Consider the following 15,657-nt stretch of genomic DNA (forward strand, 5'->3'; position numbering starts at 1 on the left):
CTAGGGCAGCAGGCGCCTCACCACCGCGTCGGCCAGCAGCCGGCCGCGCAGCGTGAGCACGAGCCGACCGCGGAGTGCGTCCGGTCCCTCGACGAGGCCGTCGGCGATGAGCCCGGCGACGGCGGCCTTGGCGTCCGCTGCGCCCTCTGACGAAGTCCCCTCGGCGACGACCTCGGAGACGGGCAGGCCCTCGGCGAGGCGGATCTTCAGGAGGACGCGCTCCACGTGGCGCGTGCCGCCGTCGAGCGTCTCCCGTCCCGCCGCGGGCGAGAGGCCCTGATCGAGCCTGCCGGCGTAGGCCACCGGATGCTTGACGTTCCACCAGCGCACTCCGCCGACGTGCGAGTGCGCGCCCGGGCCCACTCCCCACCAGTCTGAGCCGTTCCAGTACGCGAGGTTGTGCCGGCACTCGAAGCGCCGGTCGGAGGCCGCGCCCTTGGCCCAGTTGCTCACCTCGTACCAGTGGAAGCCCGCATCGCCGAGCACCGCGTCGGCGAGCTCGTACTTCTCGGCGTGGTCGTCGTCGTCCACGTCCGGCACCTCGCCGCGGCGGATCTGGGCGGCGAGCCGCGTGCCGTCTTCGATGATGAGCGCGTACGCGCTGATGTGGTCAGGCTCGCACGCAAGCGCAGCATCGAGGGACGTGCGCCAGTCGGCGAGGCTCTCCCCCGGCGTGCCGTAGATGAGGTCGAGGCTCACGTCCAGCCCCGCATCCCGCGCCCAGCGGACCGCCTCCGGGACCCGCGACGGCGTGTGGGTGCGGTCGAGGACCCTGAGCACGTGCGGCACCGCTGACTGCATCCCGAAGGACACTCGCGTGAACCCGGCGTCGGCGAGGGTCTGCAGCGAGGCCGGGGTGACGGAGTCGGGGTTCGCCTCGGTCGTGACCTCGGCGCCGGGCTCGATCCCCCATTCCGAGACCGCGCCGGCCAGGATCATCGCGAGGTCGTCGGCGGCCAGGAGCGTCGGTGTGCCGCCGCCGAAGAAGACGGTGGACAGACGACGCCGCGGCACGCCTGAGGCGTCGAGCGCACGAGCCGCAAAGCGCACCTCGCTGGACGCCGTCGCAGCGTAGTTGGCCTGAGACGCCCCGCCTCCGAGCTCGGTCGCCGTATACGTGTTGAAGTCGCAGTAGCCGCACCGGACAGCGCAGAACGGGATGTGGGCGTAGAGCGAGAACGGCGTGCGCTCGGCACCGACCGCCGCCTGAGCCGGGAGGACGCCGTCGGCCGGCGCCGGATCCCCGAGGGGAAGTGCGCTCGGCATGGCTACTTCTTCGCCTTGTCCTTCGACTCATCCGTGGTGAGCGCGGCGATGAAGGCCTCTTGGGGCACCTCGACGCGACCGACCATCTTCATGCGCTTCTTGCCCTCCTTCTGCTTCTCGAGGAGCTTGCGCTTGCGGGTGATATCGCCGCCATAGCACTTGGCGAGGACGTCCTTGCGGATGGCGCGGATGTTCTCGCGGGCGATGATTCGCGAACCGATCGCGGCCTGGATGGGGACCTCGAACTGCTGGCGCGGGATGAGCTCGCGCAGCTTCGACGTCATCATGACGCCGTACGAGTAGGCCTTGTCCCTGTGCGTGATCGCGCTGAAGGCATCCACCTGCTCGCCCTGGAGGAGGATGTCGACCTTGACGAGGTCTGCGGCCTGCTCGCCGTCCGCCTTCCAGTCGAGGGACGCGTAGCCGCGGGTCTTGGACTTGAGCTGGTCAAAGAAGTCGAACACGATCTCTGCGAGCGGAATCCAGTAGCGAAGCTCGACGCGGTCCTCTGAAAGGTAGTCCATACCCTTCATCTGGCCGCGGCGGCCCTGGCAGAGCTCCATGATGGCGCCGACGAACTCGTTCGGGGCCAGGATGGTCGCAGAGACCATCGGCTCCCGGACCTCGAGGACCTTGCCGGTGGGGAACTCGCTCGGGTTCGTCACGGTCACGACCGACTTGTCCTCGAGGGTGACCTCGTAGATGACGTTGGGGGCGGTGGAGATGAGGTCGAGGTTGAACTCGCGCTCGAGGCGCTCCCGGACGATCTCAAGGTGGAGGAGCCCAAGGCAGCCCACTCGGAAGCCGAAGCCCAGCGCCGCCGACGTCTCGGGCTCGTAGATGAGGGCCGCGTCGTTGAGCTGGAGCTTGTCGAGCGCGTCGCGAAGGTCCGGGTAGTCCGAGCCGTCGAGGGGGTAGAGGCCTGAGAAGACCATGGGCTTGGGGTCCTCATACCCGCCGAGGGACTCGGATGCCGGCTTGGCGAGATTGGTGATGGTGTCGCCGACCTTGGACTGGCGGACGTCCTTCACGCCCGTGATCAGGTAGCCCACCTCGCCCACGCCGAGCCCCTTGCTTGGGATTGGCTCGGGCGATATGACGCCGATCTCAAGGAGCTCATGGCTGGCCTTCGTGGACATCATCTGGATGCGTTCACGCGGGTTGAGCGAACCGTCGACGACGCGGACGTACGTCACGACGCCACGGTACGTGTCGTAGACAGAGTCGAAGATCATGGCGCGCGCAGGGGCCGCCGCGTCGCCCACCGGAGCAGGGATGTCCGCCACGATACGGTCGAGGAGGCCCTCGACGCCGACGCCGGTCTTGCCCGAGACCTTGAGCACCTCGGACGGGTCCCCACCGATGAGATTCGCCAGCTCCGCCGCGTACTTCTCCGGCTGCGCGGCGGGCAGGTCGATCTTGTTCAGCACGGGGATGATCGTGAGGTCGTTCTCCATCGCGAGGTACAGGTTCGCGAGGGTCTGTGCCTCGATGCCCTGTGCCGCGTCGACGAGGAGCACGGCTCCCTCGCAGGCTGCGAGCGAGCGGGAGACCTCATAGGTGAAGTCGACGTGCCCGGGAGTGTCGATCATGTTCAGCGCGTACGCCGTGCCATCGACCTCCCAGGGCATGCGCACCGCTTGGGACTTGATGGTGATTCCGCGCTCGCGCTCGATGTCCATCCGGTCGAGATACTGGGCCTTCATGTCCCGCGGCTGCACGACTCCGGTGAACTGGAGCATCCGGTCCGCGAGGGTCGACTTGCCGTGGTCGATGTGCGCGATGATGCAGAAGTTGCGGATGATCGACGGATCCGTCGCGGCAGGCACCGGGGCGGTGCGGGCCATGGGAGACACTGTGAACGGTCCTCACTGTCATTGCGGGCATGTTGGCTTTCTAGTCTCCCATAGGCTGTGCGTGTGCTGCGCCGCCTTCTCTCCCAATTCCTCTCCGGCGTCCGGTCCACTTCCGTCGCCACTTCACCACTGCCTCCGGTCGCCGAGCGCCCCTACCGCGGCGACTTCGTCGGCACCGCCGTGATCGACTACCGGCCGGACCCGGACGGCACCCCCGATCCGGGAGAAATCGTCTGGACGTGGGTCCCGTTCGAGGAGGACCACGGCCAGGGCAAGGACCGCCCGGTGCTCATCGTGGCGCAGCGCAGGACGGCGCTGCTGTGCCTCATGCTCACGAGCAAGGACCACGATGGCCGTGCGGGCGCGGACGATTACGTGGACATCGGTGCCGGGCCGTGGGATCCGCGGCGCAGGCCGAGCGAGGTCAGGATCGACCGGGTCCTGCAGATCGATCCTGAGGCCGTGCGCCGCGAGGGTGCGATCCTCGAGCGGCGGCGCTTCGAGCTTGTGGCCGAGGCGCTGCGCAGCCGCGGCTGGCGGTGAAGCCACGCGGGAGGGTGGGAGCGACCGCCGTCGCCGACGTCTGCTACCATTGACAGCTGTGTGTCCGTGCAGGTCGGCGGGCACTGACGACCGGCTGCCATAGGCATCCCCACGCCGCTCAGTCGATGGCCGGTCCGAAGCCCTCTAGACCCTGTTGGCTTTAACAAGAGAGTTCCCTACGTGGCAAACATCAAGTCCCAGAAGAAGCGCATTCTCACCAACGAGAAGGCTCGCCAGCGCAACATGGCGGTGAAGTCCGAGCTGAAGACGGCCATCCGCGCCGTCAACGCCGCCGTGGTCTCCGCCGACAAGGACGCCGCCGCTGCCGCTCTGGCCCACGCGAGCAAGAAGCTCGACAAGGCCGTGAGCAAGGGCGTCATCCACAAGAACCAGGCCGCGAACCGCAAGTCGGGCATCGCGAAGAAGGTCGGCAAGATCGCCTGACCCTCGGGTACCTTTCGGCCGGGGCCGGCATCCATCGCGGATGCCGGCCCCGGCCGTTTCCGTATCCACGCGCCGGCGCGCGCCGGCTCCTCAGCGGGCGCGCGCCGCGGAGCTCACGATGCCGAGCGCCCGTTCCACCGCGTAGGCGGGATCGCGGGCCAGGCCCTTGACCTCTGCGTCCGCTTCGGCAACCGCGCGGATCGCCGTCGCAAGACTCTGCGGGGTCCAGCCACGGATGTCCCGCTGTGCCTGCTCGACGAGCCACGGCTGCATGCCCAACTCGCGGGCGATGCTCTGCGAGGACCCGCGGGCGCCGGCGACCTTGGCCAGCGTCCGGAGCTTCGAGGCGATGGCAGCCACCATGGGCACGGGGTCCACGCCCGTCTCGAGTGCGTGCCTGAAGGCCGAGAGCGCTTTGGCGGTCTGACCGGCCAACGCCGCATCGGCGACCTTGAAGGCCGTCGCCTCGACACGCCCGCCGAAGTACTTCTCCACGAGGGCGGCGTCAACAGTGGAGGTCGCGTCGAGGGCCAGCTGCGAACACGCCGCGGCGAGCTCCGCGAGGCTGCTCCCGACCGCGGCGACCAGGGCGTCGATGCCCTCGCGGTCAATCCGCCGTCCCGAGCCACGGAACTCGGCCGCCACGAAGGCCGCCTTGTCGGTGTCCTTCTTCAGGGGTTGGCAGTCGATGACGGGAGCAGCCGAGGCCCTCACGGCGTCGAGGAGCTTCTTGCCCCGCGCCCCACCAGCGTGCCGGAGAACGAGGACGACGTCGTCCGCCGGGGACCCGAGGTAGGCGAGACCGTCGCGGAGGAACTCCTCCGTCATCGACTCGAGGCCGTTCACCTCGACCAGCTTGTGGTCCCCGAAGAGCGAAGGCGATGACGCCATGAGGAGCTCCCCGCCCGAGTAGCCGCCGGCGTCGATCTTCGTGATCTCGAGGTCCGGGCTCTGGGCGCGGGCCTTTGCCCTGATCGAGTCCACGGCACGGGCCGCGAGGTACTCCTCGGGCCCGAGGACCAAGACGATCGGCGCGGGCGCCGCGTCCCGCCAGTCGATGGTACCGGCACTCTTCCCTGCCGCCCGTGGGGCAGCTGCGCCGCGTTGGCTCGGGGCCCGGCCCGCCCGGGCTGCGGGGGTCATGGGCAGGCCTCGACGGTTGCCTGATCGGTCATCACCCGTCCACTCTCCCACGCGAAGACCGCTGGCCCAATCCGGGCCGGCCCGGCGCCCTCCGCAACCGCCCGGCCGCGCCCCGGCATGCCGAGGTGAGCGCGACACGCCCGGATGGGAGGAGAACTGCCCAGAGGAGGACGGCATTCGCCACGGAGACGCCGGCCATCGCGAGCACCCCGGGCAGCCCTTCGGGCCACGGGATCGTCGCGCCGGGCGCCGCCGCGAGGCTGCGCGCAATGACCGCGACGGCCTGAGCGGCCGAGCCCCCGATGGCGGTTGCCAGGAACGCCACGGGCGGGCACCAGGCGCTGGTCGCCAGCGCAACGGTCCCGGCGACGGTCACGATCGGCACGAACGGAGTCGACGTCAGGTTCGCGAAGAGGGACGTGCTGAGGAAGGCGGGCTGGATGAGGATCATGAACGGACCACAGGCGAGCTGGGCCGAGAGCGGCACGGCAACGGCCACGGCGAGCCAGCCGGGCAGCCGCGTGGCAAGAGCTTCCGTCAGCGGGGGCCCGAGGACGGCAATCCCGAGCGTGGCGACTACCGAGAGGAGGAAGCCCATGCTGACGGCAAGTGGAGGCTCGAGGAGCACGAGGACGAGCACCGCAGCAGAGATCGCAGAGCAGCTGCGTCCGGGCCGGCCGCTGAAGAGGGCGAGCAGGCCGACGGCGCCCATGGCGGCGGCACGCAGCACGCTCGGCTCGGGCCCGACCACTATCGCGAAGGCGACGAGGGCTGCGGCGCACCCGAGCACCGACATCGTCCGGCTGGCCCGTAGCGCCCGTAGGAGCAGGAGCACGGCACCGAACAGGAGCGTGAAGTTGGCGCCGCTCACCGCGGTGAGGTGCCCCAGGCCGACATCCCGCATCGCGGTCTCGAGCTCCGCCGGCAGTGCCGTCGTGTCGCCGACCGTCATGCCCGGCAGGAGGCCCGCAGCGTCGGACCAGAGCCACGCGGCTGAGGTCCGCAGGGATTCCCGCACCGCCGCGACCAGCCGCAGCGGCCCGTCACCGGCAACGACGCGGGGCCGCGACGTAATGCTCAGCATCGCCGCCGTGCCGGGCCTCGTTGCCGGCACGACGCGCCCTGAGACCTCGACGGTCGTTCCCGCACGCAGCGCACCGACGTCGGCCCCTCCCACGATCAGGATCGACGCCGACGCGGAGAACGCACGGCCCGCGTCCGTGGCGTGAAGGAGCACGGCCGAGGCGGTGAACCGTGGGCCGGCTCCGAACGCGCGTCCCTGACGCTGTGGCGCCGGCGCGCCGGTAACCTGCACGGTGGCCACCGTCTGGCCGCCCCGCAGGAGCAGGTCGCCTGCCGGACCGGCGCGCTGGGACGAGCCGTGGCCCAGCGCGGCGGCGCACCCCGCAGCCAGGGAGAGGGCCGTGCACGCGGCAAGGATCGTGGCCCCTGCCGCGCGTCTCGACGTGGGGGACGACGCCCATCCCCAGCGGCCCCGCACCCGGGATGCCCTGCGCCTTCCCACAGCCCTCATCACGACCCACGCGGTTCCGCCGAGGATCACGCCCGCGGCCACTGCAGCTACTCCGACCACGAGCGCGGCCTCAGCGTCCGTCGGTACCACGACACCGCAGACGGTCCCGAGCCATGCCCCTGCCCCGATGGGGACCAGCCTGAGATCGCGCCACCTGCCGGATGCAGCGCGAACGCTTGTCTTGTCCACGCTCCACCAGGAGAGGGTGTGGAGCCGCAGGCGCTCGGCCAGTGGTGGGAGCGGCTCCCTGTCGGGGCCGCCGGCGCCCACGACAGCGGCGTCGCGGTATCGGTTCACGCGCGGCGCCGCTCTTCGGTCATGGGTTCCTCACCCCACGGTCACGAGCGGAAGGAGCGACTCGAGCATCTTGGGCCCGATCCCGCTCACGGCGTCCAGGTCCTCGGGCGCGGAGAACCGCCCATGGGCCGCCCTGTAGTCCACGATCCGCTGCGCGAGCACTGGACCGACCCGCGGGAGCGTGCCGAGCTCCTGGACGGTGGCCGTGTTGATGTTGACCCTGGTGCCTGCTCCAGCCGGTGTGGCGGACCCGCCGGCGGTCTGTCGCGAGGAACCCGGGGTTTCACTCGGGGCAGCGGCACCGGACCCCGCATACGAGTCGGTGTCCGATCCCTGCGGCTCGTCCCGAAAGGGCACGCGGAGGCGCGTGCCGTCGTCGACCGAAGCGGCGAGGTTCAGCCGGTCGACGTCGGCGCCGGGCGCGGCCCCGCCCGCCGCTGCGATAGCTTCGTAGACCCGTGCACCCGGGGCGAGGTGGTAGATACCGGGAACTGCTACAGCCCCCGCGACGTGGACCGTGGGGCCGGCCGCCGTTGGAGCGGAATCGGTGTCGCGATCCTCAGGGGTGCCAGACGAGTGCACCGCGGGCGTCGGAGCGGTGCCGACGTCGGTGACTGGCCGGACGTCGGGCTGGGCGGCTCCTGAAAAAGCCCACCAGACCACACAGGAGACCGCGAGGAGCCCGGCGACAACTGCGCCCAGCCGCGGCGAGAGCCCCAGTCGTGGCCCGGCGTTCCGCGGCGGGCTGTCCCGAGGCCCGCCTGCGTCTGCCACCACGCGAAGGGGCTCGGTGTCGACGGGTCCCGCGAGGTCCAGCAGCGGCTCCTCGCTCCCCTGCGACGCCGGGAACAGGGCATCCCAACGGTGCCGGGCTTCCTGCCTCCTGGCACGTGCGAAGCCCCTGGAGAAGACCATGAGGCAACCGTGGCACACGCGCGGAGTAGGGGCGTGGCCGTGCAGGTCCTATGTGGACGACACGCCCAACCCAGCCCTGTGGAGGGGAACCGGGCTCACCCCGCCTCGGCCACGATCACCGCGAGAACACCCAGCCCCGTGTGGGCGGCGAGCACGGCCGGCATCGGCGAGAGCGCGACGTCGTCCGTGGGCAGGCCGAGGTCTCCGGCGACGTCAGCCGCGAACCGTTCCGCCTCTCCCCTGTTCCCGAAGTAGTGGACAGCGAGGGCGGGCGTCCGGCGGCCCCGAGCTGCCTGGACGGCGAGCTCCCTGAGCCGCGGCACTGCTCGGGCGGCGGTGCGGATGCGTTCGAGAGGCACGATCAGCCCGTCCCGTACGCACAGGATCGGCTTGATGGCCAGGACGGTGCCGACGAGCGAGGCCGCGGCGCCGATACGTCCGCCGCGCCGCAGCTGCTCGAGGCTCGGGACGTAGAAGAAGACCTCGGCGCCCGTGAGCCCGCGGAGCGCCGCAGCCCGGACCGTGGCCGCATCGGCGCCCTCTGCGGCGGCCCGCACGGCCGCCCTGACCGCGAAGCCGAGGGCCATACCGGCGGTCCGGGAGTCCACCACATCCACCGGAAGGCCTACGCGCTCGGCGGCAACGCGCGCGGCGTCAGCGGTGCCTGAGAGCTTGCCTGAGAGATGGAGGGAGACGATGCCGTCGAATCCCGCCTGCTCGAACCCGCGGTACACACGCTCGAACTGCCCGGGCGCGGGCCGTGACGTCCGGACCGGGCGGCCCGCCGCAAGCGCGATGCTCAGCGCGGTGTCGGCGTCGTCACCGTCGGTGAAGATCTCATCCCCGGCCATGACGGGCAGCACGACGGACGCGAAGCAGCCCGCGTGCTCAAACTCAGCCGTCCACTCCTCGGGCAGGGCGGCGGAGGAGTCGGTGACGACGGCCACCCGCGGCTGCGGAGGCGAAGGCGGCTGCCCCGCTGGGGCCGGCCCCGGACGGAGCCTGCCCCAGCGGCGCTTCAGCCACGCAATCGCGGGAAGATCCGCGGCATGGTCGTCAGCCACGACTCAGGCGTCTCAGGCCGGAACGATGTTGACCAGCTTCGGAGCCCGCACGATGACCGTCCGGATGCCCCGCCCGTCCAGCACCCGCGCTACGTTCGGCGACGCGAGGGCGAGCTCGCGCAGGGCATCCTCGGAGATGTCCGGGGCGACGTCGAGGCGGTCGCGCACCTTGCCGGCCACCTGGACGACGGCGGTCACGGTCTCCTCGACCGTGAGCGACGGATCATGCTGCGGCCAGGAGGCGTTCGCCACGGACGGCTCGTGGCCGAGCGCGGCCCACAGGTCCTCCGCCGTGTACGGGGCGAACATGCTCAGCATGATCGCCACGGTCTCCACGGCCTCGCGGACGGCGGGGTCAGCCCCGCCCGGGCCGCTGTCGATGGCCTTGCGGGTCGCGTTGACGAGCTCCATCGCCTTGGCGACCACGACGTTGAACTTGTGCGCGTCGAGGAGCTCCTCGGCCTCCGCAATCGTGCGGTGCGTGACGGCGCGCAGCGCGCGGTCGCCTCGGGCTGGATTCGTCCCGGGCGCGCTCGTCACGTCCTGGCCGAGGCGCCGTGCACGGGCCAGGAACTTCGCCGAGCCCGACGGCGAGACGTCGGCCCAGTCGACGTCGTCCTCCGGCGGGGACGCGAAGACCATCGTGAGGCGGACGGCGTCGACGCCGAAGGTGTCCAGCTGCTCGCCCAGATCGACTCCGTTGCCGAGCGACTTGCTCATGGCCTTGCCGCCGTTGAGCACCTGGCCCTGGTTCATGAGCGCCGCGAACGGCTCGTCCGCGTCGATCAGGCCCATGTCCTTCATGACCTTGGTGAAGAACCGGCTGTACAGCAGGTGCAGGATCGCGTGCTCGACCCCGCCCACGTACTGGGCAACGGGCATCCAGCGCTTGGCGGCCTCGGGATCGAAGGGCCCCTCGGTGTAGTCCGGTGACAGGTAGCGCAGGTAGTACCAGGATGAGTCGACGAACGTGTCCATCGTGTCGGTGTCCCGCTTGGCGGGGCCGCCGCAGCGGGGACACGTGACGTTGACCCAGTGCTCGGCCGCCGCGAGCGGGGAGGTGCCCTTGGGCGCGAGCTGCTCGCCGCGCAGGTCGTCCGGGAGGCGGACGGGGAGCTGGTCGTCGGGGACCGGCACTTCGCCGTCGACCGGGCAGTGGATGATCGGGATCGGCGCGCCCCAGAAGCGCTGGCGGGACAGCAGCCAGTCGCGCAGGCGGTAGTTGATCGTCCCCTCCCCCGTGCCGGCGCTCTGGACGATCTCGATGGCCTTGGCGATGCCTTCAGTCTTGGAGAGCCCGTCGAGCGGGCCGGAGTTGATGATGGTTCCCTCGCCGCTCGTGGCCACGCCGGAGACGGCTGGGTCCTCCTCGCCCGTGTCCAGGACGGGACGGACGGGCAGGTTGAACGCCTTGGCGAAGTCGAGGTCGCGCTGGTCGTGCGCGGGGACGGCCATGATGGCGCCCGTGCCGTACTCGGCGAGGACGTAGTCCGCTGCCCACACCGGCAGTTTCTCGCCGCTGAGCGGGTTGACCGCGTAGCGTCCCAGGAACACGCCGGTCTTCTCGCGGTCCGTGTTCTGGCGCTCGATCTCGCTCAGTGCCTTGACGCGGTCCTGATACTCGGCGAGGGCCTGCGCCTGCTCCGGCGCGACCAGCTCGCCGGCGAGCTCCGCGTCGGCGGCCACCACGAAGAACGTGGCCCCGTAGAGGGTGTCCGGGCGCGTCGTGAAGACGGTGACCTCGCGCTCGGGCTGCCCACCGACGGCCTCGATGGCGAACCGCACGTGGGCGCCCTCGGAGCGGCCGATCCAGTTCCGCTGCATCGCGAGGACGCGCTCGGGCCAGTGGCCTTCGAGCTCGGTCATGTCGTCCAGGAGCCGCTCGGCGTAATCCGTGATCTTGAAGTACCACTGGTTCAGTGCCTTCTTCGTCACCGGGGTGCCGCAGCGCTCGCAGGCCCCGTTGACCACCTGCTCGTTGGCCAGGACGGTCTGGTCCTTGGGGCACCAGTTCACGGGGTGGTTCTTGCGGTACGCGAGCCCACGCTCGTAGAACCGCAGGAACAGCCACTGGGTCCACCGGTAGTAGTCGGGGTCAGAGGTGTGGAGCCGGCGCGACCAGTCGAAGCTCAGCGCGTACCGCCTGAACGACGCGGCCTGGGTCTCGATGTTCGCGTACGTCCATTCCGAAGGGTGCGCGTTGCGCTTGATCGCGGCGTTCTCGGCGGGCAGCCCGAAGGAGTCCCACCCGATCGGGTGGAGCACGTCGTAGCCCTTGAGGCGCCAGTAGCGTGCCACGACGTCGCCCATCGCGAACGCCTCGGCGTGGCCCATGTGGAGGTCGCCGGACGGGTAGGGGAACATGTCGAGCACGTAGCGGCGCTCACGGCTCCCGTCGTCGGCGGGCGTGAACACGCCCAGCCTGTCCCACACCGCGGGCCACTTGGCCTCCATCGCGGCAAAACTGTAGGTGTTCTGCCCCGTGTCCTGAACGACCTGCTCTTCGCTCACCGTGCTTCTCTCCACTCGCCTCTTCGGCATCCTGCCCCTGACACACAAAAGCCCCTCACACGGAGGGGCCGCCGCTTGCTTCCCGCAATGTCGTTCCGGCGGGAGGCTAGCGGCTATCGAAGGAGGAGGATGCCACGCATAGGAGCCATGGTACCGCAGGCGCCGCGCACGACGGCGAGCACTCGCCGTCGTGCGCGGGCTTGCGGGTCTGGGCCGGTCCCGCCGCGCTGCGTCGCGCCGTGCTAGCGCACGTCAGCGTCCACCCAGCCCATCGACTTGGTGACGGCCTTCCTCCACAGCCGCATCTGCCGGTCTCGCTCGCCCTCGCCCATGCTCGGGATCCAGCGCTTGTCCTCGCCCCAGTTGGCCGAGCACTCCTCGAGGTCCTTCCAGAAGCCCACCGCCAGGCCCGCCGCGTAGGCGGCCCCGAGCGCGGTCGTCTCGATGACCTTGGGCCGCACCACGTCGACGCCGAGGATGTCCGCCTGGAACTGCATGAGCGCATCGTTGGCGACCATGCCGCCGTCGACCTTGAGTTCGGTGAGCGGCACGCCGGAGTCGGCGTTGACGGCGTCGAGCACCTCACGCGTCTGGAAAGCGGTCGCCTCGAGGGCCGCCCGCGCGATGTGGCCCTTCGTGACATACCGGGTCAGGCCTACGATCGCGCCCCGGGCGTCGGCACGCCAGTACGGCGCGAACAGGCCCGAGAACGCGGGGACGATGTAGACGCCCCCGTTGTCCTCCACCGAGGTGGCAAGGGCCTCCACCTCGGGCGCACTGCCGATCATGCCCAGATTGTCGCGCAGCCACTGGATGAGCGAGCCCGCCACCGCGATCGAGCCCTCGAGCGCGTAGTGCGGCTTCGCGTCGCCGAGCTTGTAGCCCACGGTAGTGAGCAGCCCGTTGGCCGAGTGGACGATGTCCTCGCCCGTGTTGACGATGAGGAAGCAGCCTGTGCCGTACGTGTTCTTGGCGCCGCCGGCCTCGAAGGCCGCCTGGCCGAACGTGGCCGCCTGCTGGTCGCCCAGGATGCCCGCGACGGGCACCTCGCGCAGCAGCTGCGACCCGTGGACGGTGCCGTACACCTCTGAGGAGGACCTGATCTCCGGCAGCATCGACGCCGGAAGGCCGAAAGCGTCCAGGATCTCCTGGTCCCACGCGAGCGTCTCAAGGTCCATGAACAGGGTGCGCGAGGCGTTGGTGACGTCCGTCGCGTGCACGCCGCCGTCAATCCCGCCCGTGAGGTTCCACAGGACCCAGCAGTCCGTGGTGCCGAACAGGAGGTCGCCGGACTCGGCCTTCGCGCGGGCGCCCTCGACGTTGTCGAGGATCCACCTGATCTTCGTCCCGGAGAAGTAGGTCGCGAGCGGAAGCCCCACCCTGTCCTTGAACCGCTCGACCCCGCCGTGGGCCGCGAGCTCGTCGACGATGGGCTGGGTACGGGTGTCCTGCCAGACGATCGCGTTGTAGACGGGCTCGCCCGTGGTCCTGTCCCAGACCACCGCGGTCTCGCGCTGGTTGGTGATCCCGACGGCGGCGATATCGTGCCGCGTCAGGTTCGCCTTCGAGAGGGCCTGCCCGACGACCTCCCGCGTGTTGTCCCAGATCTCCCTCGGATCGTGCTCGACCCAGCCCGCGTGGGGGAAGATCTGCTCGTGCTCGAGCTGGCCCATCGAGACGATGGAGCCCGAGTGGTCGAAGATGATGGCGCGGGTACTCGTGGTCCCCTGGTCGATGGCGATCACATACTGCGCGGTCCGCGCCTGGTCAGACATCCGTGGCTCCTTCGTCACAAGCCCAGACTGTTGTCTCCTTCACACAGGAAGTCAATCAGTCGTTCCGTGCGAGCGCGCGGGGCTCCGGCCGGGCAGGCACCGCTTCGGTAGGGTGGAGACCATGATCGCCTCCCCCGCCTCCGCTGTGGCGCACCCGGGCACGGTGAGCCGGCGCCGATGACCGCCATGACTGCCGAGCCCTTCCTCTCCGACGAGCTGTCGCGGCGCGAGCACCGGTCGTCGCTCGACGTCGCCGGTACTCCGACGGCCGTCTTCACGTACGAGCCGCGCAACCCAGAGGCCAGCGCGGTGCCGACCATCCTCGCCGTCCACGGGTTCCGCGGCACGCACCACGGCCTGCTGCGGATTGTGGACGCGCTCCCTGGGTTCCGGGTCATCATGCCGGACCTGCCCGGCTTCGGGGAGTCGGGCGTGCTCCCGAAAGGCGAGCACAGCATCGCCGGCTACGGTGCCTGGCTCGGGGAGCTCGCGGATGCGCTCGGTCTGGGTCCCGAGACGGTACTGCTCGGACATTCGTTCGGCTCGATCGTCGTGTCCCACTTCCTCGCCGAGCACCCCGGCCGCTTCACCCGCCTCGTGCTGGTCAACCCCATCTCGGCGCCGGCCCTGGAGGGGCCCAAGGCCGTCCTGAGCCGCATCGCGGAGGCCTACTACTGGGCGTCCGCGAATCTGCCCGCGGGAGTCGGCACGGCACTGCTGCGAAGCCGCGCCGTGGTGCGCCTGATGAGCGAGGCGATGGCCAAGAGCCGCGATCCGCAGCTGCGCGGATTCGTCCACGGCCAGCACCGCGAGCACTTCAGCGATTTCGCGACGCGCGAGTCGCTCCTGGAGTCCTTCCGCGCGTCGATCTCGCACGACGCCGCCGAGGTCGCCGATGCGCTGCAGCTGCCTGTGCTGCTCATCGCCGGGGAGCAGGACGAGGTGGCGGCGCTGCCGGACGTGCGCCGGCTGCACGAGCGGCTTGCGGATTCGCGGCTGACCGTGATCCCCGGTGTGGGGCACCTCATCCACTATGAGACGCCGGGCCCGGCGGCCACGGCCATCGCAGACTTCATCGGAGGCACGCCCGCATGAGGATCCTCATCGACGCCCGCTTCACCCGGACCGACCAGCACGACGGCATCAGCCGGTTCGGTGCGAGCCTGATCGAGGCCGTGGCGCGCCGGGCCGACGTCGCCATGCTCATCAGCGACGAGCGCCAGCTCGCGCTGCTGCCGGACGTGCCCCACGTGAAGGCCTCCAGCCCCCTCTCCCCCGCCGAGCTGTTCATCGCGGCACGAGTCAACGGTCTGAGGCCAGATGTCGTGTTCTGCCCCATGCAGACCATGGGCTCGTGGGGGCGCAGGTACCCGCTCATCCTCACCCTGCACGATCTCATCTACTACGAGCACCCCGAACCGCCCGGCTTCCTGCCGGCGCCCGTGCGTGTCCTGTGGCGCCTGTACCACAAGGCCTACTGGCCGCAGCGGGTGCTCCTGAACCGGGCCGACGTCGTGGCGACCGTGAGCCACACGACCCGCTGGCTCATGTCGGAGAAGAGGCTCACCAAGCGTCCGGTGCGGATCATCGGGAATGCACCCCAGGGCGGGCGGGAACCGCGGCCGCTCGAGGGCGCCGCCGAGAAGACCCTGCTCTACATGGGCTCGTTCATGCCGTACAAGAACGTCGAGACCGCCATCGCCGGCATGGCCGAGCTGCCGGACTATGAGCTCCATCTCCTCTCCCGTGTCTCCCCCTCGAGGCGGGCCGAGCTCGAGGCGCTCGTCCCCGCCGGCGCGCGCGTGGTGTTTCACGGCGGTGTGTCCGAGGACGAGTACGAGTTGCTCCTGAGACGCACGACGGCGCTCGTGAGCCTCTCGCGGTCGGAGGGCTATGGCCTGCCGCTCGTCGAGGCGATGAGCCTCGGGACTCCGGTCATCGCGAGCGACATCCCGATCTTCCGCGAGGTGGGGGGCGCTGGGGCCTCCTTCGTGGACCCGGACTCGCCCGCAGACTTCGCCGCGGCCGTCCGCGCCCTCGAGGCGCCCGGGGCGTGGGAGGCTGCCTCCCGGGCAGCTCGGCGGCAGGCCGCGACGTTCAGCTGGGACGCGTCTGCCGAGGCGCTCCTCGCCGCGGCACGCGAGGCGATCGAGGCGTTCGGGCGGCAGCACCGGCGGACGTGACACAGCGGCAGGTTCAGCCCGGGACGCGCGGGCCTCAGCCAACGGACTCAGAACGGTTTTCGGATCTAAGAACTAGGTACCTGCTCGGCTGAAGTTCGTCCACGTATGCAAGAACTCGGACGTTCG

General features: G+C 70.3%; 12 protein-coding genes. 4 read left to right on the forward strand and 8 right to left on the reverse strand.

The genetic code is table 11. From position 1 onward, the window contains the following. Together hemW and lepA are read right to left on the reverse strand one after the other, a co-directional pair. Entirely contained in the window at positions 1–1,266 is a 1,266-nt protein-coding gene (gene hemW, locus SCMU_RS10660) for a radical SAM family heme chaperone HemW (protein ID WP_229229152.1), read from the reverse strand. Between the two features lie 2 nt (positions 1,267–1,268). Continuing rightward, on the reverse strand, positions 1,269–3,122 hold the full coding sequence (gene lepA / locus SCMU_RS10665) for a translation elongation factor 4 (RefSeq protein WP_443020130.1): 1,854 nt from the start codon (positions 3,120–3,122) through the stop codon (positions 1,269–1,271). Between the two features lie 63 nt (positions 3,123–3,185). Here lepA and SCMU_RS10670 point away from each other — a divergent pair, with 63 nt between their 5' ends. Continuing rightward, positions 3,186–3,665: a type II toxin-antitoxin system PemK/MazF family toxin gene (locus tag SCMU_RS10670; protein WP_229229154.1), complete on the forward strand. Its 480-nt coding sequence runs from the start codon at positions 3,186–3,188 to the stop codon at positions 3,663–3,665. Positions 3,666–3,845: 180 nt separating this feature from the next. Further along, positions 3,846–4,109, forward strand: a complete 264-nt coding sequence (gene rpsT / locus SCMU_RS10675) for a 30S ribosomal protein S20 (RefSeq protein ID WP_229229155.1) — start codon at positions 3,846–3,848, stop codon at positions 4,107–4,109. A 90-nt stretch (positions 4,110–4,199) separates the two neighbouring features. Here the strand turns inward: rpsT and holA are convergent, their stop codons facing one another. The 6 genes from holA to glpK form a co-directional block, all read right to left on the reverse strand. Further along, on the reverse strand, positions 4,200–5,252 hold the full coding sequence (holA, locus tag SCMU_RS10680) for a DNA polymerase III subunit delta (RefSeq protein ID WP_229229156.1): 1,053 nt from the start codon (positions 5,250–5,252) through the stop codon (positions 4,200–4,202). Between the two features lie 31 nt (positions 5,253–5,283). After that, a complete protein-coding gene (locus SCMU_RS20765; RefSeq protein WP_274602839.1) occupies positions 5,284–7,083 on the reverse strand; it encodes a ComEC/Rec2 family competence protein in 1,800 nt (599 codons plus the stop codon). Between the two features lie 30 nt (positions 7,084–7,113). Further along, positions 7,114–7,998: a ComEA family DNA-binding protein gene (locus SCMU_RS10690; RefSeq protein WP_229229157.1), complete on the reverse strand. Its 885-nt coding sequence runs from the start codon at positions 7,996–7,998 to the stop codon at positions 7,114–7,116. Between the two features lie 95 nt (positions 7,999–8,093). Further along, complete coding sequence (locus SCMU_RS10695; RefSeq protein WP_229229158.1) at positions 8,094–9,062, reverse strand: DegV family protein; 969 nt, start codon at positions 9,060–9,062, stop codon at positions 8,094–8,096. 12 nt (positions 9,063–9,074) lie between these two features. Then, complete coding sequence (gene leuS, locus SCMU_RS10700) at positions 9,075–11,573, reverse strand: leucine--tRNA ligase (protein WP_229229159.1); 2,499 nt, start codon at positions 11,571–11,573, stop codon at positions 9,075–9,077. Positions 11,574–11,815: 242 nt separating this feature from the next. Next, positions 11,816–13,348 carry a glycerol kinase GlpK gene (glpK, locus tag SCMU_RS10705; RefSeq protein WP_229229160.1) on the reverse strand — a complete coding sequence of 511 codons (1,533 nt, stop codon included), beginning with the start codon at positions 13,346–13,348 and terminating at the stop codon, positions 11,816–11,818. Between the two features lie 186 nt (positions 13,349–13,534). Here glpK and SCMU_RS10710 point away from each other — a divergent pair, with 186 nt between their 5' ends. Beyond that, a complete protein-coding gene (locus SCMU_RS10710; protein ID WP_229229161.1) occupies positions 13,535–14,443 on the forward strand; it encodes an alpha/beta fold hydrolase in 909 nt (302 codons plus the stop codon). Beyond that, positions 14,440–15,531 (forward strand): glycosyltransferase family 4 protein, encoded by a 1,092-nt coding sequence (locus SCMU_RS10715; RefSeq protein ID WP_229229162.1) that lies wholly within the window; start codon positions 14,440–14,442, stop codon positions 15,529–15,531. Before SCMU_RS10710 ends, SCMU_RS10715 begins: the two co-directional genes overlap by 4 nt. The last annotated feature ends 126 nt before the right edge of the window (positions 15,532–15,657 follow it).

Source organism: Sinomonas cyclohexanicum (assembly GCF_020886775.1).
Taxonomy (GTDB): domain Bacteria; phylum Actinomycetota; class Actinomycetes; order Actinomycetales; family Micrococcaceae; genus Sinomonas; species Sinomonas cyclohexanicum.

Excerpts from the sequence above, each read along its gene's own strand:
- SCMU_RS10715 (WP_229229162.1), top strand. The coding sequence starts at position 14,440 with ATGAGGATCCTCATCGACGCCCGCTTCACCCGGACCGACCAGCACGAC.
- SCMU_RS10690 (WP_229229157.1), bottom strand. The coding sequence starts at position 7,998 with ATGGTCTTCTCCAGGGGCTTCGCACGTGCCAGGAGGCAGGAAGCCCGG.
- SCMU_RS10710 (WP_229229161.1), top strand. The coding sequence starts at position 13,535 with ATGACTGCCGAGCCCTTCCTCTCCGACGAGCTGTCGCGGCGCGAGCAC.
- holA (WP_229229156.1), bottom strand. The coding sequence starts at position 5,252 with ATGACCCCCGCAGCCCGGGCGGGCCGGGCCCCGAGCCAACGCGGCGCA.
- hemW (WP_229229152.1), bottom strand. The coding sequence starts at position 1,266 with ATGCCGAGCGCACTTCCCCTCGGGGATCCGGCGCCGGCCGACGGCGTC.
- glpK (WP_229229160.1), bottom strand. The coding sequence starts at position 13,348 with ATGTCTGACCAGGCGCGGACCGCGCAGTATGTGATCGCCATCGACCAG.